Annotated in this window: 27 protein-coding genes; 17 read left to right on the forward strand and 10 right to left on the reverse strand. The window is 72.0% G+C overall.

The window, feature by feature from the left end:
* Positions 1 to 242: 242 nt before the first annotated feature.
* On the reverse strand, positions 243 to 1,574 hold the full coding sequence (locus E1287_RS11580) for a DivIVA domain-containing protein (protein ID WP_131964890.1): 1,332 nt from the start codon (positions 1,572 to 1,574) through the stop codon (positions 243 to 245).
* A 394-nt stretch (positions 1,575 to 1,968) separates the two neighbouring features.
* Positions 1,969 to 2,403, reverse strand: a complete 435-nt coding sequence (mce, locus tag E1287_RS11585; protein WP_131964891.1) for a methylmalonyl-CoA epimerase — start codon at positions 2,401 to 2,403, stop codon at positions 1,969 to 1,971.
* A gap of 106 nt (positions 2,404 to 2,509) precedes the next feature.
* Between mce and E1287_RS11590 the strand changes: the two genes are divergently transcribed.
* Positions 2,510 to 3,691, forward strand: coding sequence for an acetyl-CoA C-acetyltransferase (locus E1287_RS11590; RefSeq protein ID WP_131964892.1), 1,182 nt, complete (start codon positions 2,510 to 2,512; stop codon positions 3,689 to 3,691).
* A 133-nt stretch (positions 3,692 to 3,824) separates the two neighbouring features.
* Positions 3,825 to 5,039, forward strand: coding sequence for a serine hydrolase domain-containing protein (locus E1287_RS11595; RefSeq protein WP_131964893.1), 1,215 nt, complete (start codon positions 3,825 to 3,827; stop codon positions 5,037 to 5,039).
* 22 nt (positions 5,040 to 5,061) lie between these two features.
* Here E1287_RS11595 and E1287_RS11600 read toward each other — a convergent pair whose 3' ends face one another.
* From E1287_RS11600 to E1287_RS11610, 3 genes are all read right to left on the reverse strand, one after another.
* A complete protein-coding gene (locus E1287_RS11600; protein WP_131964894.1) occupies positions 5,062 to 5,751 on the reverse strand; it encodes a DUF4230 domain-containing protein in 690 nt (229 codons plus the stop codon).
* Between the two features lie 117 nt (positions 5,752 to 5,868).
* Entirely contained in the window at positions 5,869 to 7,314 is a 1,446-nt protein-coding gene (locus E1287_RS11605) for a hypothetical protein (RefSeq protein ID WP_207934147.1), read from the reverse strand.
* Positions 7,307 to 8,500 carry an ATP-binding cassette domain-containing protein gene (locus tag E1287_RS11610; RefSeq protein WP_347813965.1) on the reverse strand — a complete coding sequence of 398 codons (1,194 nt, stop codon included), beginning with the start codon at positions 8,498 to 8,500 and terminating at the stop codon, positions 7,307 to 7,309. Before E1287_RS11610 ends, E1287_RS11605 begins: the two co-directional genes overlap by 8 nt.
* 232 nt (positions 8,501 to 8,732) lie before the next feature.
* Between E1287_RS11610 and E1287_RS11615 the strand changes: the two genes are divergently transcribed.
* The 3 genes from E1287_RS11615 to E1287_RS11625 all read left to right on the forward strand — a co-directional run bounded on the left by E1287_RS11615 (position 8,733) and on the right by E1287_RS11625 (position 11,904).
* A complete protein-coding gene (locus E1287_RS11615) occupies positions 8,733 to 9,692 on the forward strand; it encodes a tetratricopeptide repeat protein (RefSeq protein WP_131964895.1) in 960 nt (319 codons plus the stop codon).
* A 61-nt stretch (positions 9,693 to 9,753) separates the two neighbouring features.
* On the forward strand, positions 9,754 to 10,446 hold the full coding sequence (locus tag E1287_RS11620) for a cytidylate kinase-like family protein (RefSeq protein ID WP_131964896.1): 693 nt from the start codon (positions 9,754 to 9,756) through the stop codon (positions 10,444 to 10,446).
* A 54-nt stretch (positions 10,447 to 10,500) separates the two neighbouring features.
* Positions 10,501 to 11,904: an NAD-dependent malic enzyme gene (locus tag E1287_RS11625; protein WP_131964897.1), complete on the forward strand. Its 1,404-nt coding sequence runs from the start codon at positions 10,501 to 10,503 to the stop codon at positions 11,902 to 11,904.
* Between the two features lie 14 nt (positions 11,905 to 11,918).
* Here E1287_RS11625 and E1287_RS11630 read toward each other — a convergent pair whose 3' ends face one another.
* Positions 11,919 to 12,557, reverse strand: a complete 639-nt coding sequence (locus tag E1287_RS11630) for a hypothetical protein (RefSeq protein WP_131964898.1) — start codon at positions 12,555 to 12,557, stop codon at positions 11,919 to 11,921.
* A gap of 169 nt (positions 12,558 to 12,726) precedes the next feature.
* Between E1287_RS11630 and E1287_RS11635 the strand changes: the two genes are divergently transcribed.
* The 4 genes from E1287_RS11635 to E1287_RS11650 all read left to right on the forward strand — a co-directional run bounded on the left by E1287_RS11635 (position 12,727) and on the right by E1287_RS11650 (position 16,584).
* The gene (locus tag E1287_RS11635) at positions 12,727 to 13,302 is read left to right on the forward strand and encodes a YqgE/AlgH family protein (protein WP_131964899.1); all 576 of its coding nucleotides are present in this window, start codon (positions 12,727 to 12,729) and stop codon (positions 13,300 to 13,302) included.
* 10 nt (positions 13,303 to 13,312) lie between these two features.
* A complete protein-coding gene (locus tag E1287_RS11640; RefSeq protein ID WP_131964900.1) occupies positions 13,313 to 13,573 on the forward strand; it encodes a DUF3039 domain-containing protein in 261 nt (86 codons plus the stop codon).
* A gap of 204 nt (positions 13,574 to 13,777) precedes the next feature.
* Positions 13,778 to 14,731: a zinc metalloprotease gene (locus tag E1287_RS11645; RefSeq protein ID WP_243718875.1), complete on the forward strand. Its 954-nt coding sequence runs from the start codon at positions 13,778 to 13,780 to the stop codon at positions 14,729 to 14,731.
* Between the two features lie 107 nt (positions 14,732 to 14,838).
* Positions 14,839 to 16,584, forward strand: a complete 1,746-nt coding sequence (locus tag E1287_RS11650; protein ID WP_207934153.1) for a DEAD/DEAH box helicase — start codon at positions 14,839 to 14,841, stop codon at positions 16,582 to 16,584.
* 5 nt (positions 16,585 to 16,589) lie between these two features.
* Here the strand turns inward: E1287_RS11650 and E1287_RS46295 are convergent, their stop codons facing one another.
* The 4 genes from E1287_RS46295 to E1287_RS11665 form a co-directional block, all read right to left on the reverse strand.
* Positions 16,590 to 16,724, reverse strand: a complete 135-nt coding sequence (locus E1287_RS46295; protein ID WP_279504271.1) for a hypothetical protein — start codon at positions 16,722 to 16,724, stop codon at positions 16,590 to 16,592.
* A 90-nt stretch (positions 16,725 to 16,814) separates the two neighbouring features.
* Positions 16,815 to 17,372, reverse strand: a complete 558-nt coding sequence (locus E1287_RS11655; protein WP_131964901.1) for a gluconokinase — start codon at positions 17,370 to 17,372, stop codon at positions 16,815 to 16,817.
* A 2-nt stretch (positions 17,373 to 17,374) separates the two neighbouring features.
* Positions 17,375 to 17,956: an isochorismatase family protein gene (locus tag E1287_RS11660; protein WP_131964902.1), complete on the reverse strand. Its 582-nt coding sequence runs from the start codon at positions 17,954 to 17,956 to the stop codon at positions 17,375 to 17,377.
* A gap of 134 nt (positions 17,957 to 18,090) precedes the next feature.
* The gene (locus E1287_RS11665; RefSeq protein WP_131964903.1) at positions 18,091 to 19,443 is read right to left on the reverse strand and encodes a nicotinate phosphoribosyltransferase; all 1,353 of its coding nucleotides are present in this window, start codon (positions 19,441 to 19,443) and stop codon (positions 18,091 to 18,093) included.
* 99 nt (positions 19,444 to 19,542) lie between these two features.
* On the opposite strand from E1287_RS11665, the gene clpS reads away from it, so the two are divergent.
* From clpS to E1287_RS11700, 8 genes are all read left to right on the forward strand, one after another.
* Complete coding sequence (gene clpS, locus E1287_RS11670) at positions 19,543 to 19,839, forward strand: ATP-dependent Clp protease adapter ClpS (RefSeq protein ID WP_131964954.1); 297 nt, start codon at positions 19,543 to 19,545, stop codon at positions 19,837 to 19,839.
* A 4-nt stretch (positions 19,840 to 19,843) separates the two neighbouring features.
* The gene (locus E1287_RS11675; protein WP_131964904.1) at positions 19,844 to 20,374 is read left to right on the forward strand and encodes a DUF2017 domain-containing protein; all 531 of its coding nucleotides are present in this window, start codon (positions 19,844 to 19,846) and stop codon (positions 20,372 to 20,374) included.
* 52 nt (positions 20,375 to 20,426) lie between these two features.
* Entirely contained in the window at positions 20,427 to 20,843 is a 417-nt protein-coding gene (locus E1287_RS11680) for a M67 family metallopeptidase (RefSeq protein WP_131964905.1), read from the forward strand.
* A gap of 68 nt (positions 20,844 to 20,911) precedes the next feature.
* On the forward strand, positions 20,912 to 21,034 hold the full coding sequence (locus E1287_RS46300; RefSeq protein WP_279504280.1) for a hypothetical protein: 123 nt from the start codon (positions 20,912 to 20,914) through the stop codon (positions 21,032 to 21,034).
* Positions 21,035 to 21,140: 106 nt separating this feature from the next.
* Positions 21,141 to 21,413 carry a MoaD/ThiS family protein gene (locus E1287_RS11685; protein ID WP_131964906.1) on the forward strand — a complete coding sequence of 91 codons (273 nt, stop codon included), beginning with the start codon at positions 21,141 to 21,143 and terminating at the stop codon, positions 21,411 to 21,413.
* Between the two features lie 37 nt (positions 21,414 to 21,450).
* Positions 21,451 to 22,398, forward strand: a complete 948-nt coding sequence (locus E1287_RS11690; protein WP_131964907.1) for a cysteine synthase — start codon at positions 21,451 to 21,453, stop codon at positions 22,396 to 22,398.
* Between the two features lie 100 nt (positions 22,399 to 22,498).
* Positions 22,499 to 23,293, forward strand: coding sequence for a thioesterase family protein (locus tag E1287_RS11695; protein WP_131964908.1), 795 nt, complete (start codon positions 22,499 to 22,501; stop codon positions 23,291 to 23,293).
* 368 nt (positions 23,294 to 23,661) lie between these two features.
* A complete protein-coding gene (locus E1287_RS11700; RefSeq protein WP_131964909.1) occupies positions 23,662 to 24,411 on the forward strand; it encodes an MBL fold metallo-hydrolase in 750 nt (249 codons plus the stop codon).
* Positions 24,412 to 24,418 lie beyond the last annotated feature (7 nt).

Genomic DNA, 24,418 nt, shown 5'->3' on the forward strand with positions numbered 1-24,418 from the left:
GTGCTGGGACCTTGCGGTCGGTCGCTGACCGCGCGTCGCCGTGCGTCGCCTCCGGGCCGTCCTCGTGGGGGGTCTGGTCGGGCACGCCGCTCTCCTCTTTCCGTCCGGCCGCAGCCGCCCGCCGACCCGGCGGCCCGGCCCGGACAGGCGACTACGTGGTAAGACGTAGGAAAGCCTAGAGGCGTTTCCGGCCTCTAGGCTTCCCGTCGCACGTCGACCGCGTCACGCGGTCGTGAACCGGCTCACTCCTGCCACCAGTCCTCGTCGTCCTCGTCGGACTTCTTGGCCTGGCCCTGCTTGGCCGGCGCGCCCTTCGCGGCCGGCTGCTGCTGCTTCGGCTGCGCCTGCTGCTGCGCCGGGGCCGGCTTGGGGTCGGCCGCGGGGATCGCGGCCTTCTCCGGGGCCGCGGCGAGCTCGGCGTCGCCGCCCATCGTCGGCGCGACGCCGCCGATGAGCTGGCGCAGCTGGTTGAGGTGGCTGGTGATGCTGTCCCGCTGCCGGGTGAGCTCGTCCACCTGCCGCTGCGCCGCCGTCCGGACGCGGTCGGCCTCGGCCTTGGTCTCGGCGAGCAGCTGCTCGGCCTGCGCCTTGGCCTCGGCGATGACGTTGTCGGAGTTCTTGCGGGCGTTGGCCATGAGCTGCTTGGCGTGCGAGTCGGCCTCACGCCGGGTCTGCTCGGCCTGCTGGGTCGCCTTCGCGGCCCGCTGCTCGGCCGACGCGGCGCGCTGCTCCGCCTCGGCGACCAGCTTCTGCGTCGCGGCCTGGGCGGCCGAGTGGCGCTCGGCGTCCTGCCGGTCGGCCTCCTCGCGGCGGGCGGCCAGCTGGATCTCGAACTCGGCCTCCGCCTGGGCGCGCTGGGCCTCGCTCTCCTCCAGGATGCGCTGGGCCTGGGCCCGCATCTCGTCGGCCTGCCGCTTGGCGGTGGTGAGGATCTCGTCCCGCTCGCGCTTGGTGGACGCGCGCAGCTGCGCGACCTCGCGCTCGGTCGTGGTGCGCAGCTTCGCGATCTCACGCTCGGCGGCTGCGCGCTTCTCGGCGACCTCGTGGTCGGCGGTGGCGCGCAGCTTGGCCACCTCGCGCTCGGTCGTGGAGGTCAGCTCGTCGGCCTCGCGGCGGGCGGACGTGCGCACCTCCTCGGCCTCGCGCTCGGCGGCGCCGCGCATGTCGTCGCCCTCGCGCTGGGCGTTGGCGCGCAACTCGGCCGCGTCGCTCTCGGCGTTGGCGCGCTGCTCGGCCGCGTCGACCTTGGCCGCGGCCTTGATCTCGTTGGCCTCGGACCTGGCGGCCTGCACGAGCTCGGTGGCCTGCTCCTCGGCCAGCCGGAGCAGCTGCTCGATGCGGGCGCCGAGCCCCGAGTAGGTGGGACGTTCCTGTTCCTGAAGCTGACGGTGGGCGTCCGACAGTTCCCGCTGCAGGGCCTGGGTCTGCTCGCGGGTCTGCCGGACCTCGTTGTCGAGCGATTTGATGTGCTCGTCGACCTGGTGCCGGTCGTAGCCGCGGAGCACCACGTCGAACTCGCGTGGGGGCGTGTCTTCGAAGAAGTTGCTGAGCTGGGCGTCGATGTCGGACTGCATGTGGCTCAATCCTGGATGTGACGGGGCTACCAGTGGTTCCGGGGACCGGTTGATCGCCTGGCATGACGGCATGACGGGCTCCATGACGGGCTCAGTGCCCCAGACCTCTTCCGGCGAATGAAGCCTACTCCCGACACTGCCGTGTTGGGGGTTCATCTTGACACGCTGCGTGGTTTGTCTGCTTTGTGATTGGCCTCACCGGGTCCGAGAGACCGCAGGTGCCGGGCCCACAAATACACCAAATGTGTCTGAACGGTCACAGAGCGGCGGTCAGTGTCGGGCCGTCCGGCCGGGTGATATCGAACACGTCACGATCCGGTCGCGCCCCGGTGCGGCGGCGCCGCAGGCCCCGCGCCGCCGCCGCTGCGGGCCCTCCGGTGCCGCCGCCGCAAGATCATGCAGGGTCTTCGCGCTTCTGGACGAGCTCGGTGAGGACGCCGTGGCAGTCCTTCGGGTGCAAAAAGTTGATCAAGGATCCCATGGATCCGTTGCGCGGCGCGTCGTACAGGACGCGGACGCCCTTGCCCGCGATGCCGGCGGCCTCGTCGGCGACGGTCCCGTCCGTCCCGAACGCGATGTGGTGCACGCCCTCGCCGTTCTTCGCCATCCACTTGGCGACCGCGGAGTCGTCCCGGATCGGCTGGATCAGCTGCAGGTAGCTCGCCGCGCCGTCCCCGGTGTCGTTGATCTTGAGCATGCATTCCCGGACGCCCTGCTCCTCGTTCACCTCGAAGTGCGCGTCGGCGAAGCCGTAGGTCGCCCTGTAGAACTCGGCGGTGGCCTCGAGATCGTGACAGGCGATGCCGATGTGGTCGATACGGGTCAGCACGGGCGTTCTCCCTACTCGGACGGCCAGGCGGGGCCGAACGGAACCGGACGGTGTCCTCCTGGGTATCGTGGCAAACGTCGCCTACGCACCCCTTGGAGGCCCCTGAATGTCCGTGATCGTCGCCGGCGCGCGCACCCCCATCGGACGGCTGACGGGCTCGCTGAAGGACTTCTCCGCGGCCGATCTCGGCGCCCATGCGATCAAGGCGGCGCTGGAGCGGGCCGGCGTGTCCGGCGAGCAGGTGCAGTACGTGATCCTCGGCCAGGTCCTGCAGGCGGGCGCGGGGCAGATCCCGTCCCGGCAGGCGGCGGTCAAGGCGGGCATCCCGATGAGCGTCCCGTCCGTCACCATCAACAAGGTGTGCCTGTCCGGGCTGGACGCGATCGCGCTCGCCGACCAGCTGATCCGGGCGGGCGAGTTCGACATCGTCGTCGCGGGCGGCATGGAGTCGATGACGCAGGCGCCGCACCTGCTGCCGAAATCGCGCGGCGGCTACAAGTACGGCTCCGTCGAGGTCCTCGACCACATGGCGCACGACGCGCTGACCGACGCCTTCGACGGCCTTTCCATGGGCGAGTCGACCGAGCACCACAACGCCAAGCTGAACATCTCCCGCGAAGAGCAGGACGAGTTCTCCGCCCGCTCCCACCAGCGCGCCGCCGAAGCCATCAAGAACGGCGTGTTCGACGAAGAGATCGCCCCCGTCGAGATCCCGCAGCGGCGCGGTGAGCCGGTCGTGTTCGCCACGGACGAGGGCGTCCGCGGCGACACCACCGCCGAATCCCTCGGCAGGCTGCGCCCGGCGTTCAGCAAGGACGGGACGATCACCGCCGGCTCGTCCTCGCAGATCTCCGACGGCGCCGCGGCCGTCGTCGTGATGTCCAAGGCGAAGGCCGAGGAGCTGGGGCTGACCTGGCTCGCCGAGATCGGCGCGCACGGGAACGTCGCCGGGCCGGACAACTCGCTGCAGTCGCAGCCGTCCAACGCGATCAGGCACGCCCTCGGCAAGGAGGGCCTGAGCGTGGACGACCTCGACCTCATCGAGATCAACGAGGCGTTCGCGTCGGTCGGCGTCCAGTCGATGCGCGACCTCGGCGTCGGCCCCGAGAAGGTCAACGTCAACGGCGGCGCGATCGCGCTCGGCCACCCGGTCGGCATGTCCGGCGCCCGCATCGTCCTGACCCTGGCTTACGAGCTGAAGCGGCGGGGCGGCGGCGTCGGCGCGGCCGGCCTCTGCGGCGGCGGGGGCCAGGGCGACGCCCTCATCCTCCGCGTCCCCACTGCCTGACGGGCTCGCCCGCCTAGGCGGGGGTGGGGCTGGCACCAGTCCCACCCCACCGGCCAGCCGCATCGTGTCCGCACGTTCATGATCTCTAGCCTCGACGCACCGCACCGGACGACGAGGACTGGAGGAGCGGGCGATGCACTCGGACGCCGCGCGTGCGCGGAGGAGGCACGGGCCGCTGGCCGTGACCGGGGCCCTGATCCTCACGGCGGGCGTGGCGGTCGCGCCCGGCTCGGTCGTGCCCGGCTCGGCATCGGCGGGCCCCGATCCCGGGGACCGGCTCCAGCGCGACGTCGAAGGGCTGCACGGGCTCGGCATCACCGGTGTGCTCGCGGAGGCGCACACCCCGGAGGGACGGATCGCCGCACGCGCCGGCGTCGCCGACCTGCGGACCGGACGGCCCGTCCCGCCCGGCGCTCATTTCCGCGCCGCCAGCATCACCAAGACGTACGTCGCGACCGTGGTGCTCCAGCTCACCGGTGAAGGACGCCTCAGCCTGGACGACACCGTGGAGCGATGGCTGCCGGGGCTCGTCCGCGGCAACGGCAACGACGGACGGAAGATCACGGTCCGCCATCTGCTCCAGCACACCAGCGGCCTGCGCAACTTCCTGCTGGACATCCCGCTGCTGGAGAGCGCGGACTACTACCGCGAGCATCGCTTCGACGATTACACGCCCGACCGGCTCGTTGGCCTGGCGCTAGGGCACGAGCCCGACTTCCAGCCCGGCGAGACCCACCCCGACGGGACGCCGAAGTGGAACTACTCCAACACCGGCTATGTCCTGCTCGGCATGATCATCAAGAGGGCGACCGGCAAGGACTGGCAGGACGAGGTCGGCGACCGCGTCATCCGCCCGCTCCGCCTCCACGGCACGTACGCGCCCGGACACCGCGTCACGCTGCGCCGGCCGTTCGTCCGCGGCTACCACCAGTACGGCGCGGACGCGCCGCTGACCGACGTCACGCTGCTGGACCCGAGCGTGGCGGACGCGTCCGGCGCCATGATCACCACCCTCGGGGACAACAACCGGTTCTTCCGGGCGCTCATCGGCGGGCGGCTGGTCCCGGCGCCGCTGCTCGCCCAGATGCAGCGGACCGTCCCGACCCGATGGGACGGCCCGTACGAGGGCTCCCGGTACGGGCTCGGCCTGTTCTGGTACCCGCTGCGCTGCGACCGCGCGGGCTACTGGGCGCACGGCGGCGACATGCTCGGCTACAAGATCCGCGAAGGCGTCCGCGCGGACGGCGGCCGGGCCGTCACCGTCGCGATGGCGAGCCAGCTCGCCGGCGAGCCCGCCGACCGGCAGGGCATGGCCGCCAGGGCGGCGATCGAGAACGCGCTCTGCTGACCCTCCGCGACCCTGACCCCCGCTACTGGGATGAGGGGGTGATGGTCACGGTCTTGAAGCCGAGGGCCTTGAGCATGTTCACCAGCATCGTCTTCGTGTTCGCGTCGGCGCGTTCCTTCAGGCCGCTCTGCGCGGCGGCCGCCTGGATCTTCTGCGACGCCAGCACGTAGAGCTGCTGCTGGTTGTTCGGGTTGCTGCTGAAGAAGTCGCCGAAGCGGTCGAACAGGCCGCGTTCGGTGGCGTGGACGTAGCTGTGCTTCGTGTCCAGGTTGGTCTTCTCCAACTGCGCGGGCGGCAGCGTGATGGTGGCGGACGTCCGGTCGGCGTTCACCTTGATGGCGCCGGAGCCCAGCTTCGAGAAGTCCACGTACGCGTCGACGGAGCCGTTCCCGACGAACAGGGTGCGCTTGCCGCGCAGGGCGCCCGGCAGGAACTTGGCGTCCTTCTCCAGGTCGACGATGACCTGGTAGTTGCCGCTCGCCGCCTCGTAGCGGTGCAGGTCGCGGATCGACTGCAGCAGGACTGGCCCGCTGCGGTCCTTCGTCTCCTCGGCGAACGGGTTCAGCCAGCCGGGGAGGCCGCGCAGGGCCTGCTGGGCCAGCACCACGACCGCGATGGTCACGACGACGAGCAGCGCGGGGGCGAGCAGCCGCCGGGGCAGAACGGAGAAGGAGCTGCGGGGCGCGTCGTTCTTCTGTTCCGAGCGAGCCATGTACGGGGCTTTCCCGCCTGGATCGTCCCGTATCTGGCGAGACGGTTAGGTCGGTGTGGGCGAAGGAGGGCCCGCTGGTCGCCGGGCCGGGCCAGGCCGACTCGGCTGTCCGCCGTCTTAGCCTCCGCGCGTTCCGTGGTGCCCGCCGCGTCCCCCGCTGTGCCCCGCGTGGCCTCCGTGGCCCGCGTGTCCGGGGTTGTCCAAGTGCCCGGGGGTGCCCGCGTGTCCTGTGCGGCCCAGGGTCTTTCGCTTCGGGACGGTGGCGCGCGAGTCGGCCGCGGCGCGTCCCGTCTGCCGTCCGGGCTGGACGGTGCGGGAACCGGTCGTCCGGAAGTCGGCCGGGCTGAGCGCGCACGCCCGGTAGGCGGCGAAATGGAGGCGCAGCCAGGCGCGGCGATGGCCCTCGCTCCAGGAGGCGAACCGCCGCGCGGCGCGGACATCGGAGACGGCGGGGGAGTCGTCGCCGAGGAGCCACGCGTCGACCATCGCGCGGTAGCCGTTCGGCGGGCCCACGCAGGTGCGGGTGTCCTTGAGGCTCTCGCTGATCTGCCGCACGGCCCGCGCCGCGTACCCGGGCGACAGCCGCTCGTCGACGTGGACGGTGGCGACGCCGTCCGCGACCGCGATCGGAGCCCACGCCGGACGCTGCTCCACCGTGGTGAACGCGCCCGGCGTCCCGCTCAGCCGCGCGGCGAGGGGGGTGGCAGCCGCCATCAGCCTGGGCAGCGCGTCCCGCAGCGCGGGGTGGACGCACACGGTCAGCGGCCACTCGCGGCACACCGGCTCGGCCGCCACCTGCGCGACCGTCCCGCCGCCGGAGCGGTGCAGCCCGAGCGTGGCGGTGACCGTCGCGGCCAGCGCCACGATCAGCGGCAGCACGATCAGGAAGCGCCGCGTCGCCCACATCACGTAGCCGAGGATCAGCGCGGCGGTCAGCCCGGCCGTCCAGGTGACCTGGTCGGCGAGGACGTCGGGACGGAGGGTGGTGAACAGGGCGAGGTTGTCGAACGCCGCCGGGGGAAGCAGGCTCCACCACGACACGCCAGGGACGCGAGCCGCCGCCCACACCGACGTCACGGCCACGACCAGGGCCGCTGTGGCGCGATGCGGCACGACGCGTCCTGTCAGATAACCCACGACGACGTGCAGGACGAGCGAGCCCGCCCCCGAGGCGACGCCAAGCGGATGGGGGCTCCCGGCCTCCGCCTGCGCGAACGTGACGACGACGACCACCAGCGTCACCGCGAGGTATGAGGCCAGCGCGGCGGCGGACAGCAGCAGCAGATCGAACAGGACGCCCGTGGCGGGTGAACGGGCCGTGAGGTCGCGCAGATAGTCGAGCGGACGTTCCCGTACCGCCGTCCACGCGGCCAGGCCCGCCGCGACGGGCCCCAGGTAGCGGACGGCGTTGAGCAGCGCGACGACGGTGTTGTCCCAGTAGGCGACCGTGGGGCACAGCGACAGCGCGGCCGCCGTCGTCCCGACCGCGGTCAGAACCGGCACCGCGACCAGCAGTGCCGTGCGACGGGCGTCCAGCCGGAGCACCCGTCCCAGGTCAGACACCGGTGGCGCTCCCGGCGGGCGGCCGCCTCGCCCGCGGCCTGGCCAGCTGCGGCAGCGGCAGTTGCGGCAGGGCCAGCTGCGGCAGCGCCGGCCGGGGCAGTGCCAGCCGCGCGGGGCGGCGGTGGCCCGCCGGGTTCCTCTTCCGCGGGGCCGCACCGTCGGGGCCCGCGCCGTGACGAGCCGCGCCGGGATGAGTCGTGCCGTCATGGGCCGTGCCGTCATGACGTGCGCCGTCATGAGCTGTGCCGTCTTGGGCGATGGCGCCGAGGACGCGGCGGTCGGCGGGGGTGCGGCCGCGGCGGGCGGCGGCCGAATGGGTGGGCTGCTCGGTCAGCCTGCCGCGGGCGAGCGTGAGGAGCCGGTCGCACCAGCCGGTGAGCGTCTCCGGGGCGTCGGCGGTGATCATCACCGTCGGGGCGAGGGAGCGGAGGACCGGGATCAGCTCGGCCATCGCGGCGGTGAGCGCGTGGCGTCCGGGACCCGCGGCGCCGGTGGGCCAGGGTTCGGCGGCGGCGCACAGGTCGCCGAAGGGATCGTCCAGAAGGACGACGTCCGGCTCGTGGACGCAGGCGGCGGCGAGCCCGGCGCGGAGGCGAACGTCGGCCGGCAGCAGCGCGAGCTCGGTGCCGGCTGCCTCGGCGAGGTCGAGCCGCCGCATCGTGGAGCGCGCGGTGGACGCGCTCGTCCGCTTGTAGTACGCCGCGTACTCGACGAACTCGCCGGCGGTCATGTGCTCCGCGCGGGAGAACCGCGCCGGCAGATATCCGATGCCGGCCCGCGCGGCGCGCAGGGCGGTGGCGTTCGTGATGTCGTGTCCGAGAATGTGCAGCGCGCCGGCATTCGGCCTGCGCAAGGTCGCGAACGTGGCCAGCAGAGTGGATTTACCGGCACCAGGTGGACCGGCCAGGCCGACCACGCCTTCGGGAACGCCGAAGGTCACCGGGCGCAGGAGCCACCGCCCCCCGCGGCGGACACCCATTCCTCGGGCCACGATCACGGAATGCTCCGCGATCACAAGATTCCCCCCATAGCTTGTCATGCGGTCGCGGCGCCGGCCGGGAGCCCGGTGCGGCGGATGCGCCGGTGGCCTCGGTCCCCCAACCCTGCCACTCGCCGCCCGCCCGACCGGGCCTCCGCCGTTCGGCGGGCCCGGCGCGCCGGTCGCTTTAGCCGTGCCGCGATGCATCGACACGGTGACTATAACCGGGCTTGGTGATGGCTGTCAGCAATCTTTTTGCCTTTACGGCGGTACTCCTGGATTCTTTGCCCGCCGCGCCGAAGGTGAGAATTAGAAAAAGGCGGACAATTGTCGAACTATCCGCCGGATCGGGACGGGATGGGCGTCCGGCGCGGGCGGCGCGGTCCGCTTGGAGCGGACGGACGCGCAGCCACCGGCGGTCATGGGGCAGGATGGACCCATGTCTTCTCGGGACTTTTCGTTGCACGGGGCCATCGATCTGGGGGCGCGCCAGGCGGCCTCCAGGAAGCAGCAGGAACGCCGGGCCCAGGGCGGCGGCGCGGCCGCGGGTGCGGGCGGGGGCGCCGGGCAGTACGTGGTGGACGTCACCGACCAGACGTTCAACACCGAGGTCGTCGAACGGTCGCAGTCCGTCCCGGTCCTCGTGGACTTCTGGGCCGAGTGGTGCGGGCCGTGCAAGCAGCTCTCCCCGATCCTGGAGAAGCTCGCCACCGAGGCGGCCGGCAAGTGGATCCTCGCCAAGGTCGACATCGACGCCAACCCGCAGCTCGGCGCGTACATGCAGCAGATGGGCGTGCGCGGCATCCCGTTCGTCGCGGCGGTCGTCGCCGGGCAGCTCCTGCCGTTCCTGAACGGCGCCGCGCCCGAGGCGCAGGTGCGCCAGGCCATCGACCAGCTCTTCGAGGCGCTGCGCAAGGAGGGCATCCTGCCGGACGCCCCCGAGGGCGAGCAGGAGCTCGCCGCCGACGAGGGAGAGGCGCCCGCCGCCGACCCGGTGTACCAGCAGGCGCAGGACGCCCTCCAGAGCGGTGACCTGGACGGCGCCAAGACCGCGTTCGAGCGGATCCTCGCGGCCGACCCGCGCGACGCCCAGGCCAAGCAGGGGCTCGCGGCGGTCGAGCTGAGCCTCCGGGTGCGGTCGCTGGACGCCGAGCGCGTCCTCCAGGAGGCCGCGGAGAAGCCCGGCGACGTGCAGGCGCAGATCAGCGCGGCCGACGTGGAGATGGTGTCCGGACGGCTGGAGCAGGCGTTCGAGCGGCTGGTGTCGGCGGTCCGGGCGAGCGCGGGCGACGACCGCGACGCGGCGCGCAAGCACCTGCTGTCGCTGTTCGAGGTCATGCCTTCGGACGACCCGCGCGTCGCCAAGGCCCGCCGCTCCCTTCAGTCCGCCCTGTTCTGACCAGGTCTGTTCGGCTCCGGTGGTGAGTTCCGTCCATGCCCTGAGCGGGCATTGACGGGATGTGAGCGCGCGCGTGGTGACCATCTCCGCCACGTACGGGACGGGCGGTTCGACCGTCGGCCCCGCCGTGGCGGAACGGCTCGGGCTGCGCTTCGTCGACCGCGCAGTCCCCGAGCTCGTCGCCGGGGAGATCGGCTGCACGCTGGAGGAGGCGCTCGCCCACGACGGCCGCGCCGAGAGCGGCATCGGCCGGATCCTCGCCGGGGCGGCGCGGCTGCCCACCGTCGCGCTCGGCATGGACGTCTACATCCCCGACCACGGGTTCGTCCCGCCCGAGGAGTTCGTCGAGCGCACCGAGAGCGTCATCACCCGCATGGCCGATCGCGGCGGGGCCGTCCTGCTGGGCCGGGCGGCGGCGGTCGTGCTGGCCGGACGGGAGGACGCGCTGCACGTCCGGCTGGACGGCCCGAGGGAACGCCGCCTCGCCCGCGCCATCGCCGCCGAGCCGCCGGAGCTCTCCGAGGCTTCCGGGCCGTCCGAGGCGTCCTCGAGACGAGCCCGAGCGACCGGGCCTCCCGACCGCGATGTTGAGCGTATGCTCGATGACAATGACCGCGCCCGTACGGCCTACGTGAAGCACTTCTACGGGGTCGACCCCGCCGATCCACGGCTCTACCACCTCGTGATCGACGCGACGAGGCTGCCCGCGTCCGCGACCGCCGACCTCATCGTCGGGGCGGCGCGGGCGTTCTGAGCCGTCGGCCGGGCCGGGCCGCGGCCCCCATCCGGAGCAGAGGGAGCAGTTGTCGTGGCGAGCGTGCCGAGCGTGTCGTACTCCATCACCGTGCGGCTGGAGGTGCCGGCCGGAGGCCGGGCGGTCAGCCAGATCACCCACGTCGTGGAGAACGCCGGCGGCATCGTCACCGCCCTCGACGTCAACACCGCCGGGCACGAGACGCTCCGCATCGACGTCACGATCGCGACCCGCGACACCCAGCACGCCGAGGCGATCGCCGCGGCGCTGGAGCAGATCGAGGCCGTCAAGATCCACAAGGTCAGTGACCGGACCTTCCTGATGCACCTCGGCGGCAAGATCGAGATGCAGTCCAAGGTGCCGCTGCGCAACCGCGACGAGCTGTCGATGGCGTACACGCCCGGCGTCGCCCGCGTCTCCCTCGCGATCGCCCGCAACCCCGAGGACGTCCGCCGGCTGACGATCAAGCGCAACAGCGTCGCGGTCGTGTCGGACGGCTCCGCGGTGCTCGGCCTCGGCAACATCGGCCCGGAGGCCGCGCTGCCCGTCATGGAGGGCAAGGCGGCGCTGTTCAAGCGGTTCGCCGGGATCGACGCCTGGCCGATCTGCCTCGACACCCAGGACACCGACGAGATCGTCCGGACCGTGCAGATCATCGCGCCCGCGTTCGGCGGCATCAACCTGGAGGACATCTCCGCGCCGCGCTGCTTCGAGGTCGAGGCCCGGCTGCGCGAGCTGCTCGACATCCCCGTCTTCCACGACGACCAGCACGGCACCGCGATCTGCGTCCTCGCCGCGCTGACGAACGCGCTGGGCGTCGTCGGCAAGGAGCTCGGCTCCGTCCGGATCACGATGGCGGGCGCGGGCGCGGCGGGCAGCGCCATCCTGAAGCTGCTGATCCACGCGGGCGCCCGCGACCTCATCGTCTGCGACTACCGCGGCGCCGTCCACGCGGGCCGCGACGACCTGGACGACTCGCTCCGCTGGATCGCGAGCAACACCAACGCCGGCGGCTACGCGGGCGACCTGCGCGGCGCCGTGAAGGACGCCGACGTGTTCATCGGCGTGTCGGCCCCCGGAATCCTGAACGGCGACGACATCGCGACGATGAACGGCGACGCGATCGTGTTCGCGCTCGCCAACCCCGAGCCCGAGGTGTCGCCGGACGAGGCCCGCGAGCACGCCGCCGTCGTCGCCACCGGCCGCAGCGACTACCCCAACCAGATCAACAACGTGCTGGCGTTCCCGGGCGTGTTCCGCGGCCTCCTGGACGCGCAGGCCGACGGCGTCACGCTGGACATGCTCGCCGCCGCCGCCAAAGCCCTCGCCGAGGTCGTGACGCCGGACGAGCTGGGCCCGAACTACATCGTCCCGAGCGTGTTCCACCCGGAGGTCAGCACCCGCGTCGCCGGCGCCGTCCGCGAGGCCGCCGGCGGCCGCCCCCGCACCGAGGCGTGAGGCAGGGAGGCGGCCTAGGAGTTCTTCTTCGAGAAGACCTGGTCGCGGCGGCGGGGCCAGATCCCGCCGTACCAGAAGATGATCGCGCCGGTGAGGATGATGCCGACGCCGGTCGCGGCGCGCGCCCACAGGAGGTCGTCGGGCCCGGTGTTCGGCAGCTCGTCCGGCGGGGTCCTGGTCGGCTTCGGCGTCGCTCCCGGCCCGCCGCCGGCCTTCTCGCAGTTCGCCGTGACGGTCTTGGTCTGGATCCGCTTGTTCGCCCAGTTGACCGTGATGCGGGTGCGGCGGTCCTCGCGGAGCCGGACGGCCACCGTCCGGGACGAGTCCGGCCGGATCTGGCCGGGGATCGCGGCGGTGTCGTCGTTCTTCTCGATCGCGAAGTCCTCGGTCTTGTCGCCGGTGTTGCGGACGGTGACGTTCACCGTCCGCGCCGGGCACGACACCGACCCGACACTGGCCGTCACCGCCTGTCCGGGCTTCGACCCGGACGGTGACGCGCTCGGCTTGGTGGGGCTGGGGGACGGGCTGCTGGTGGTGTTGGCGGACGCGGCGCGCTCCGAGTCCGGCGACACCCAGTTGATCAGGGCCGGGATCGCGATCAGCGCTCCGATCACGAAGAACACGGCGGCGATGACGACCCTGGGCAACTGCATCGCTGTCCTCCCCGGCCCGCCGGCTGGCGCCGAACGGGTGGCCGATGATCCTAGATCATTGTCAACCTAGGTTCTTGTGGTGCCGATATCCCCATCGATAGGAATGCGTAACAGGCTAACGAGCCCTGGGACGTGCCGCCGGAGGTCCGCGCAACGCATGATGGAACGCATGGAAGACGGGATCAGGGTGGGGCTCCTGCTGGTGGCGACCCCTCAGCTGGAGGATCCGAATTTCCGGCGGAGCGTCGTCCTGCTGGTCGAGCACGACATCGAGGGCGGGACGCTCGGCGTTGTCCTCAACCGGCCGACCGAGGTACCGGTCGATCGCGTCCTGCCGCCGTGGGCCGAACTCGTCACCGGACCGGCCGTGGTGTTCCAGGGCGGCCCGGTCGCGCTGGAGAACGCGCTCGCCCTGGCCCGCCTCCCCGGCGAGGACGAGCCGCTCGGCTGGCGCGCCCTGGACGGCGGCACCGAGGTCGCCAGGGTCGGCCTGGTCGACCTGGAGGCCCCGCCCGGCCTGCTGGCCGCCGAGCTGCTGCAGTTCCGGGTGTTCGCCGGCTACGCCGGATGGTCGGCGGGGCAGCTGCGCGCGGAGATCGAGGACGGTTCCTGGTATCTGGTGCCGGCCGAGGCGGGGGACGTGTTCGCCGCCGACCCGGACGGGCTGTGGCGGCAGGTGCTGCGCAGGCAGGGCGGCGACCTGGCGTTCGTCTCCACGTTCCCCGAGGACCCGACGCTGAACTAAGGTGAACCACGTGAGTACGAAGATCCTGCCCGACGGCGACACCCAGACAGATGTGCGGCCGGACCTCTCGCACGGTGACGGCGACCATGAGCGGTTCGCGCACTATGTGAAGAAGGCCAAGATCACCGAGAGCGCGGTGAGCGGCACGCCCGTGATCGCGCTCTGCGGCAAGGTCTGGGTGCCGAACCGGGACCCGAAGAAGTTCCCGGTGTGCCCGGAGTGCAAGGAGATCTACGAGTCGATGAAGCCGGGCGGCGAAGGCGACGAGTGACCGGCCGCCGCCGCTGAGCGGCGGCGGCCGAGGGCGCGTCGCCGGTATCGGCATGCGCGCGTGAGAGGTCCCGCGGTCGGGGGATGACCGCGGGGCCCTCCCAGTTCCACGGGGCTTGTACACATCAACGGGGGATCAATGCGGCGGATAGCCGGGGTTTCGCTCTGCGCACTACTGGTCACAGCGAGTGCCGTTCCAGGTTCGGTGAGTGACCGCAGGCAGGTCGCCGACCGCACGCGGGCCGCTGACCGAACGGGGGCCTTCGACCGAACGGGGGCCTTCGACCGGACGCGGGCCAAGGCCGCTCCAGCGGCGGCACACGACGACGGGTGCCCTCCCGAAGGCGACGCGCGAAGGACGCACCCCCGCGACCGGGCCCATCTCGGCCACGACCAGGTCGTCGCGATGCTCGCCGACCTTCGCCGGACGCTCGTCGACCGGTTCGGCACGTCCGATGAGACCCGGCTCGATTCGGCGCTGCGCAGGCCGCGTCAGGTCGTCGTCCCGGTGCGGTTCCATGTCGTCCACAGCGGGGGCAGGGGGCGGCTGTCCAAGGCCGCCGTCCAGCGGCAGGTCTCCACGCTGAACGCCGCGTACGGGGGGAAGAAGGGCGGCGCCGACACGCGCGTCAGGTTCCGCCTCGCCGGCTACGACCGGACGGACAAGCCCTCGTGGTTCCACCATCCGCGCAGGTACGAGCGCGCGATGAAGAAACGCCTGCGCAAGGGCGGACGCGGCACGCTCAACGTCTTCACCGCCGCCGTGGGAACCGACGTGCTCGGCTTCGCCACGTTCCCCCACCAGTACAAGAAAGACCCGCGCATGGACGGTGTCACCATCGACTACCGCAGCCTGCCGGGCGGGCCGTACAAGTCGTTCGACCGCGGTTACACGGCCGTCCACGAGATCGGGCACTGGCTCGGGCTGCTCCACACCTTCGAGGGCGGGTGCCTGCCGCCGGGCGACGGGGTGGCCGACACGCCGTACGAGGCGGCGCCGGCGGAAGGATGTCCTGACTACCGCGACACATGCCCGCAACGCGGTGACGATCCCGTGCACAACTTCATGGACTACGCCCACGACACCTGCATGCGGGAGTTCACCGCAGGCCAGGGCCGCAGGATCCGCGCCGCCTGGGCCGCGTACAGGGGCCGCTGACGGCGAACGCGGGTTGTGGATCTCAGCACAAGTAGGCCGCGGCGGCGCGATCTGTCGGTGGGGCTCGGTAGCCTTCGATGACCGTGAGCACCTTCGCCGCATCGAGCATGCCTCCCGCCTTCCCCGAGCGGGCCGCCTGGGGGACGGCGTCGTCCCTGCGCGCCTGGCAGCAGCACGCGCTGGAGGCCTACTTCGGGCAGGACGGCACCGGGCCCGGCCCGCGCGACTTCCTCACCGTCGCGACGCCCGGCGCCGGTAAGACGACGTTCGCGCTCCGCCTCGCCCGCGAGCTGATGGAGCGCCGCGTCATCGCGGCGATCACGATCGTGTGCCCGACCGAGCATCTCAAGCGGCAGTGGGCCGAGTCCGCGGCCCGCGTCGGCATCAAGATCAACCCCGAGTACCAGAACGGCGACGGCCCGGTCGGCAAGGACTTCGACGGCATCGCCGTCACCTACGCGACCGTCGCGGCGCGTCCCGCGCTGCACCGCAACCGCACCGAGTCCCGCAAGTCGCTGGTGATCTTCGACGAGGTGCATCACGCGGGCGACGGGCTGTCCTGGGGCGACGCCGTCCGCGAGGCGTTCGAGCCCGCGACGCGCCGCCTCGCGCTGTCCGGCACGCCGTTCCGCACCGACATCAACCCGATCCCGTTCGTCCAGTACGACGAGGGCCCCGACGGCGTGCGCCGCAGCCGCGCCGACTACACCTACGGCTACGGCCCCGCCCTCGCCGACGGCGTCGTCCGCCCGGTGATCTTCCTGGCGTACGCCGGGGAGATGCGCTGGCGCACCCGGGCCGGCGACGAGATCACCGCGACCCTCGGCGAGCCCCTCACCCAGGACCAGACCGCCCAGGCGTGGCGCGCCGCGCTCGACCCGAAGGGCGACTGGATCAAGCAGGTCCTCGCCGCCGCCGACCGCCGCCTCACCGAGCTGCGCCGCGCCATCCCCGACGCCGGCGGCCTGGTGATCGCCACCGACCACGAGACCGCCCGCGCCTACGCCAAGATGCTGCGCGCCGTCACCGGCCAGGGCGCCACGATCGTGCTGTCGGACGACCCGTCCGCGTCCAAGAAGATCAAGCAGTTCACCGACACCGACGACCGCTGGATGGTCGCGGTCCGGATGGTGTCCGAGGGCGTCGACATCCCGCGCCTGTGCGTCGGCGTGTACGCGACGTCCACCAGCACCCCGCTGTTCTTCGCGCAGGCCATCGGCCGTTTCGTGCGCGCCCGCAGGCGCGGCGAGACCGCCTCGGTGTTCCTGCCCTCCGTCCCCACACTGATGGGCCACGCCGCCGACATGGAGGAGGAGCGCGACCACGTCCTCGACCGTCCCGTCCGCGAGGACGGCCTCGACGACGACCTCCTCGCCGAGGCCAACCAGCAGAAGGACACGCCGGACGCGGTCGGCGAGGAGCTGCCGTTCGAGACCGTCGAGGCGTCCGCGACGTTCGACCGCGTCCTGTACGACGGCGGCGAGTTCGGCATGCACGCCCAGCCCGGCTCCGCCGAGGAGGAGGAGTACCTCGGCATCCCCGGCCTGCTCGAACCCGACCAGGTGTCGGCGCTGCTGCGCAAACGCCAGGCCGACCAGCTCGCCGGCGAACGCAAGAAGAAGACCGGCGACCCCCGCGCCGACCGCACCACCGCCGAAGACCTCGCGACCCTGCGCCGCGAGCTGAACGGCCTCGTCAACGCCTGGTTCCACCGGACGGGCCAGCCGCAGGGCGTCATCCACAGCGAGCTCCGCCGCTCCTGCGGCGGCCCCGCCGTCCCCCAGGCCAGCGCCGACGACCTCCGCAAGCGCATCGCCAAGATCCGAGACTGGGCCGCCAAACGCCGCCACTGACCCCGCTACTGCAGACGGCCGGTGATCTCGCCATCGATGAGTTCGGCACGCATACCGGGCAGCACTTCGAGCGCGGCGAACGCTTCTCGCAGGTCTTCACGGATGAACGACGGCTCTTCGGGCATGGGCATCGCCGCCATCGGAGGTCTTGTCGTGGGCTCGAACGGTGGTGCTCCTCAACCTGGCATCGGGCTGGTGCCAGGGAATTCGGAACGGACATCCGGGCACGGTCAGCCGGGCGCGTGGTCGGCCTCGCGCCCGGGGTCGAGGTTGAGGGTTTTGAGGAGGTGGGCGACGGTTTCCTCGGGCGGGCCCGTGATGGGGGCCATGAGGACGTCCTCGTCCGGGGTCGGGAGTTCCAGGTCGGCGAACTGGGTGTCGAGGAGGTCGGCCTTGAAGTAGTGGCCCTTGCGGGCCCTCATGCGGGCGGCGATGAGGTCGCGGTCGCCGTCCAGCAGGACCATGCGGACGCCGGGGCGGCCGCCCGCCACGATCTCGCGGTAGCGGCGTTTGAGCGCGGAGCAGGTGACGACGCCGGGACGGCCCGTGGCGAGGCGGTCGTCGACCCAGGCGGCGATGGCGTGCAGCCACGGGAGCCGGTCGGCGTCGGTGAGGGGATGGCCCGAGCGCATCTTCTCGATGTTGGCCTCGGAGTGGAACCTGTCGGCCTCGGCGTACTCCCAGCCGAGCCGTTCGGCGAGGAGGTTCCCGATCGTGGTCTTGCCGCTGCCGGACACGCCGGCGATCACGATGACCGTGGGGGGTTGAGGGGGCGCGGGGGGTGTCATGGTCAGGAGGCTACGACCGGGGCGCCTGACATGACGATCCCCTCCTGCGCGAGCTCGTCCAGGGCGCGGTCGACGGTGGCCTTGCTGACCCCGGCGGTGAGGTCGAGCAGGACGGCGGTGCGCAGCCCGGCGCGGGCGGCGTCCACGGCGGTGGCGCGGACGCAGTGGTCGGTGGCGATGCCCGCGATGTCGACGGCGTCCACGCCGCGGGCGGCGAGCCAGTCGGCGAGGGGCTGCTCGTCGTCGGACGCGCCCTCGAAGCCGCTGTAGGCGGCGGTCTCGCGGCCCTTGCTGAACACGGCCTCGATGGGCGCGAGCGCCAGGTTGGGGTGGAAGTCGGCGCCCGGCGTGCCGATCACGCAGTGCGGCGGCCAGGTGTCGACGAAGTCGGGTTCGGCGGAGAAGTGGTCGCCCGGGTCGAGGTGGAAGTCGCGGGTCGCGACGATGTGCGCGTACTCGCGCCGGTGCCCGGCCATGTACCCGGAGATGGCCGTGGCCACGTCCGCTCCGCCGGCGACCGCGAGCGAACCGCCCTCGCAGAAGTCGTTCTGGACGTCGACGATGATCAGAGCCTTCTTGCCCATGACCGCTCCCTGGACGAGTCACCTCGAACGAAGAGTCCGATTCATCCGCTCTCGTCTGAGACGTGGCATTTCTGGCCCGTCACAGGATGAAAAGGGCTCAATGGGGACCGTACCCCAGCTCCGCCTGGATGGTCTCAGCGGCGGGGGCCGCCGTTGACGAACTCGGTGGGAACCGCAGGCTCGCCCTTGGACAGCTGCGTCGCTGTCGGCGGCAGTTCGGCGATCGCCTGCGCGTGGCGTTCTCGGGCGTCGAGGAGCGATTCGCGTCCGATGATCTCGCCGTCCCGCACCAGCGGTACTTGCAGGACGCGGTCGCGCGGGCCCGGCGTCGGTTCACCGGTGGTGACGGTCTCGGCGAAGGCGGTGCCGTGGCCGTCGATGCGGCGGACGGCCGTCTTGCGCCCGCCGCGGCTCGGCTTGCCGGTGGAGCGTTTCGCGACCGGGCGCATGGGCGCGTCGTCCTCGGGGGCGTCCGAGCGGGCGACGAGCTTGTAGACGAGCGAGGCCGTGGGCGCGCCGGAGCCGGTCACGAGGGACGTCCCGACGCCGTAGCCGTTGACCGGCGCGGCGGCGAGCGCGGCGATGCCGAACTCGTCCAGGTCGCCGGTGACCACGATCCGCGTGCCGTGCGCGCCGAGGGAGTCGAGCTGGTCGCGGACGCGGCGCGCCATCAACCCGAGGTCGCCGCTGTCGATCCGGACGGCCCCGAGCGACGGCCCGGCCAGCTCCACGGCCGTCCGGACGGCCCGTTCGACGTCGTAGGTGTCGACGAGCAGCGTGGTGCTCTCGCCCATCGCGGCGAGCTGAGCCTCGAAGGCGTGCCGCTCGCTGTCGTGCAGGAGCGTGAAGGAGTGCGCGCTCGTCCCGGCGGTCGGCACCCCGTAGAGCCGCCCCGCCTCCAGGTTGGACGTGGTCGCGAACCCCGCGATGTAGGCGGCGCGGGCGGAGGCCACGGCGGCGCGCTCGTGGGCGCGCCGCGACCCCATCTCGATGATCGGACGGTCCTGCGCGGCCTGCACCATTCGGGAGGCGGCCGACGCGATCGCACAGTCGTGGTTCAGGATCGACAGCGCGAGGGTCTCCAGCAGGACGGCCTCGGCGAACGTCCCCTCCACCACCAGGATCGGCGATTCCGGGAAGTAGCAGTCGCCCTCGGCATAACCCCAGACGTTCCCGGTGAAGCGGTACTTCTCCAGCCATTGCGCGGTGGGCTCGTCCACGATGCCGTTGGACGTCAGGTAGTCCAGCTCGGCGGAGTCGAAGCGGAACCGCTCGATCGCGTCGAGGAGGCGTCCCGTCCCGGCGATGACGCCGTAGCGGCGGCCGGCGGGCAGGCTCCGCGCGAACACCTCGAAGACGGCGCGCCGGTCGGCCGTCCCGCTGCGCAGCGCGGCTTGGAGCATGGTCAGCTCGTACCGGTCGGTGAGCAGGGCAGTACCGTCGCCAAGGTCCACAGGTGGAACCTTACGGCCCGCTGTGGGCACCATGGTCGTGCAGGCCGCCGCATTCGGCGGGAGCGGCGCATAGCATCGGGTGCGGTGGGCCACCGACTTCACGGAGAGAGGGAGGCGAGCGGAATGAGCGCCATGAGCACGGCGCCCGCGCCCGTCGAACTGGAACGGCCGGACGTCGACGAGGACGTGAGCGCCGACCGGCCCTGGCTGGCCATCGTCTGGAACGACCCGATCAACCTGATGTCGTACGTCACGTACGTTTTCCAGGCCGTCTTCGCCTATCCCAAGGCGAAGGCCGAGAAGCTGATGCTCGACGTCCACCACAAGGGCCGCGCCGTGGTGGCGAACGGCACCCGCGAGGAGATGGAGCGCGACGTGGAGATCCTCCATTCCTACGGCCTGTGGGCCACGGTCAAGCGGGACGACTGAGCCGGTGAGCCATGTGAAGAAGACCCGCCACGGCGTCCGGGTGCGGCTGGAGGCCGAGGAGGTCGCGCTCCTGCGCGCCCTGATGGAGCAGCTGCTCGCGCTGCTGGGCGAGGCCCCCGGCGACGACGACGAGCTGGCGTCCATGGGCATCGCCGAGAACGCCACCATGCCGGACGATCCCGTCCTGGCGCGGCTGTTCCCCGACGCCTACCGCGACGACGGCAAGTCCGCGGAGGAGTTCCGCCGCTATACCGAGATGGGCCTGCGCGACGGCAAGCGCGAGGCGGCCGGGACGGTGCTGGCCTCGCTGGCCGGCGGTCCCGGGTCCGACGTCGTCCTGGACGAGAAGCAGGCGCAGGCGTGGCTGCGGGCCCTCAACGACGTCCGGCTGGCGCTCGGCACCCGGCTCGACATCACCGAGGAGTGGTACGAGGAGGCGGAGAGCATGACCCCGGACGACCCTCGCGCCCCGATGTTCGCCGCCTACGACTGGCTCACGTCGCTGCAGGAGAGCCTGGTCCGCGTCCTGTGGTGACCGCGCGGCCCCCGGGAGGGGGACGGACGCGCCGCCCGGTAGCCTTCGGGGCATGCTGACGATCGAACGGGCCCTGGTCGACAAGATCGTCGCGCATGCGCGCGCCGACCACCCGGACGAGGCCTGCGGCGTCATCGCCGGCCCCATCGGATCGGACCGGCCCGTCCGGTACGTCGCGATGACGAACGCCGAGCGGTCCCCGACGTTCTACCGGTTCGACTCCCAGGAGCAGCTCAAGGTGTGGCGGGAGATGGACGACCGGGACGAGGAGCCCGTGGTGATCTACCACTCGCACACCTCGACGGAGGCGTACCCGTCCCGCACGGACGTCTCCTACGCCGCCGAGCCGAACGCCCACTACGTGCTCGTCTCCACCCGCGACGAGGACGATCACGAGTTCCGGTCGTACCGGATCGTGGACGGCGAAGTGACCGAAGAAGAGGTCGCGATCGTCGACTCCTACGGCTGACGGCGGCGGGGATCGCGGCGGGGACGGCGGCGCGGATCGTCCGGAACGCGCCCGGTAAACTGGCCGTCATGTGGACGAGTGAGCAGGGAGCGGTCGGCCCGCGGCGCCGCACCGGTTCCACCGCCGTGCCACCCGTACAGAGCTTCCTGTTCGGGCATTCGCGCGCCGAGGTCGTCTACGACTGTCGCTGACGCGCTGATCCTGCTGGAGTACGCCCGGAATCATCCCGCTGCCCGCCCGGTTGTGAGCAGGTTAGAGGGCGGGGAGACCCGTACGACGTAGAAGGAGACCATCGCGATGGCGATCGAGGTCCGGATCCCCACGATCCTGCGCAACCTCACCGACGGCGCCAAGGCCGTCGACGGCAAGGGCGGCACGCTGGACGAGCTGTTCACCGACCTGGACACGCGGCACCCCGGCCTGCGCGACCGGCTGGTCGACGACAAGGGCCTGCGCAAGTTCGTCAACGTCTACCTGAACGACGAGGACGTGCGCTTCCTCGGCGGCCTGGAGACCGAGGTCGCCGACGGCGACAGCGTCACGATCCTGCCCGCCGTGGCCGGCGGCTGACCGCCGCCCACGAGCAGACAGAGCAGAGAGCAGACTGATGCGCTTCGACTCGCTGCCGGACTCGCTCGGCCGCACCCCGCTGGTCGGGCTGCCGCGGCTCTCGCCGTCCGCCGACGTGCGGCTCTGGGCCAAGCTGGAGGACCGCAACCCCACCGGGTCCGTGAAGGACCGGCCCGCCTTCTACATGATCGAGAAGGCGGAGAAGGAGGGGCTGCTGACGCCCGGCTGCACGATCCTCGAGCCGACGTCCGGCAACACCGGCATCTCGCTGGCCATGGCCGCCACGCTGCGCGGCTACAAGATGATCTGCGTGATGCCGGAGAACACGTCCGCGGAGCGCCGCCAGCTCCTGGAGATGTGGGGCGCCGAGATCATCTTCTCCCCGGCGGCGGGCGGGTCGAACGAGGCCGTCCGGGTGGCGAAGGGGCTGGCGGCGGAGAACCCCGACTGGGTGATGCTCTACCAGTACGGCAACGAGGCCAACGCGCTCGCGCACTACGAGACGACCGGCCCCGAGATCCTCGAGGACCTCCCGACCGTGACGCACTTCGTCGCGGGGCTCGGCACGACGGGCACGCTGATGGGCGTCGGCCGGTTCCTGCGCGAGCGGGTCCCGGACATCAAGATCGTCGCGGCGGAGCCCCGGTACGGCGACCTGGTGTACGGGCTGCGCAACATCGACGAGGGCTTCATCCCCGAGCTGTACGACGACTCCGTCCTGACCACGCGGTTCTCCGTCACGTCGGGGGACGCGCTGCGCCGCACCCGCGAGCTGCTCCAGCGGGAGGGCATCTTCGCGGGCATCTCCACGGGCGGCGCGCTGCACGCGGCGATCGGGATGGCGGCCAAGGCGGTCAAGGCGGGCGAGCGAGCCGACATCGCGTTCGTGGTCGCGGACGGCGGCTGGAAGTACCTGTCCACCGGCGCGTACAGCGGCACCCTGGAGGAGGCCGAGGCCCGCCTCGAAGGCCAGCTCTGGGCCTGACAAGCCGGCTCCGGCCTGACATGCCCGGCTCTGGGCCTGATCCGCCGTCGCGGTAGAGTGCGTTCTCGAACGTCATTCTAGAACCGCGGGAGGGACACGGATGATCGGGTTCGGCGCGGCGACCGCGGTCGAGCCGATGGGCGAAGGCCGGTACGAGACCGTCCTGGACGCCGGCTACGGAATGGCCGAGGCGCTCAACGGCGGTTACCTCATGGCCGTCCTGGGCCGCGCCGCCGTCGCCGCCTCCCCGCACGCGCACACCGTCTCGACCGCGGTGAACTTCCACCGTGTCGCCAGGCCCGGCCCCGCCGAGGTGATCGTCGAGCCCCGCAAGGAGGGGCGGACGGCGGCCACGTCGCGGGTCACGCTCGTCCAGGAAGGCCGTCCCACCGCTGACGCGCTGATCACCACCGCCACCCTCGACCCGGCCGCCGAACCCGCCTGGACCGGTGCCGAACCCACCGGCCTGCCTCCGCTGGAGGAGTGCACCGAGTTCCAGCCCTCGACCGGCGGCCGCGGCTTCGCCGACCAGGTCGACATGCGCTTCGACCGCGCCACGATGGGCTGGCTGGACGGACGCCCCAGCGGACGTCCCGAAGTCCGCGCCTGGTTCCGCCTCCGCGACGGCTACCAGCCCGACGCCTACGCGCTCGCCCTCGCCGTGGACGCGCTGCCGCCCGTCGCGCTGAACCTCGGCGCGCAGGGCTGGGCGCCGACCGTCGAGCTGACCTGGCACATGCGGGCCGTCCCGGCGCCGGGCTGGCTCGCCCTCCACGGCGCCGGCCGCGTCCTCGCCGGCGGGTGGTTCGACGAGGAGGTCGAGGTCTGGGACACCGCCGGACGCCTCGTGGCCCAGAGCCGCCAGCTGGCCCGCGTCCCTCGCCCCCGCCCCTGACCCTCGCGGGACCTGCCGCCGCGTGGCTCACCGGCGTTTCGGGACGGTGGCCGTCCGGATCGTGTGCGCGGCGCGTGAGCTGGGCGGTTTTCCGCCACGTGACGGTGTGATGTCCAACGCATGACGCGCCCGCGCGGGGTCCCGTCGCTTAGCCTTGTGCACCATGTCAGACCCATCCCGGGAGGACGGCCTCCCGACGCTCCCAACGGGATCTTCGACAGCGGCCTCCGAGGTCTCGCCGCTCGCCCGCACGGATCGCCCGCGCCTGACGGCCGCCGTCTCGAATCCCGCGGGCGGCCGGGTCACACTGGTGTGAAGGTGCCGGCTCTGACCACCTGATTCCTCGGGGACCCGAAGGAGGAGTGAGCGTGCGGGTCACAGTGATCGGCTGCTCCGGCAGTTTTCCCGGGCCGGACAGTCCCGCGTCCAGCTACCTGATCGAGGCGGACGGCTACGCGCTGGTGCTCGATCTCGGCAACGGCGCGCTCGGATCGCTGCAGCGCTTCCGCTCGCTGTACGAGATCGACGCCGTCTGCATCTCGCACCTGCACGCCGATCACTGCCTCGACCTGTGCGGATACTGGGTGGCGCGGACCTACCGGCCGAGCGGCCCGGCCCCGCGGATCCCGGTGCACGGCCCCGAAGGCACCGCCGCGCGCATGGCGCGTGCCTATGACCTCGATCCCGAGCCCGGCATGTCCGGGGCGTTCGACTTCCGGACCCTGCGCCGCGGCCCCTACGACATCGGCCCGTTCCGCGTGACGACCGCGCTGATGCCGCACCCGGTGGAGGCGTACGCGTTCCGCGTCGAGTACGGCGGCAAGACCCTCGCCTACTCCGGCGACACGGGCGCGTCGGAGACGCTGGTCGAGCTGGCGAGCGGCGCGGACCTGTTCCTCTGCGAGGCGTCCTTCCTCGACAAGCCGGGCCTCCCGGCCGAGCTCCATCTGACCGCCCGCGAGGCAGGCGAGCACGCCGCCGCCGCCGGGGCCGGACGGCTCGTCCTGACCCACCTCGTGCCGTGGAACGACGCGGACGTGTCGCTCAAGGAGGCCAAGGCCAGCGGGTACGAAGGCCCCATCGACCTGGCGCGCGTGGGCGCCCAGTACACCCTCTGAGTCCCGC

The organism is Actinomadura sp. KC06, from assembly GCF_004348735.1.
Classification (GTDB): domain Bacteria; phylum Actinomycetota; class Actinomycetes; order Streptosporangiales; family Streptosporangiaceae; genus Spirillospora.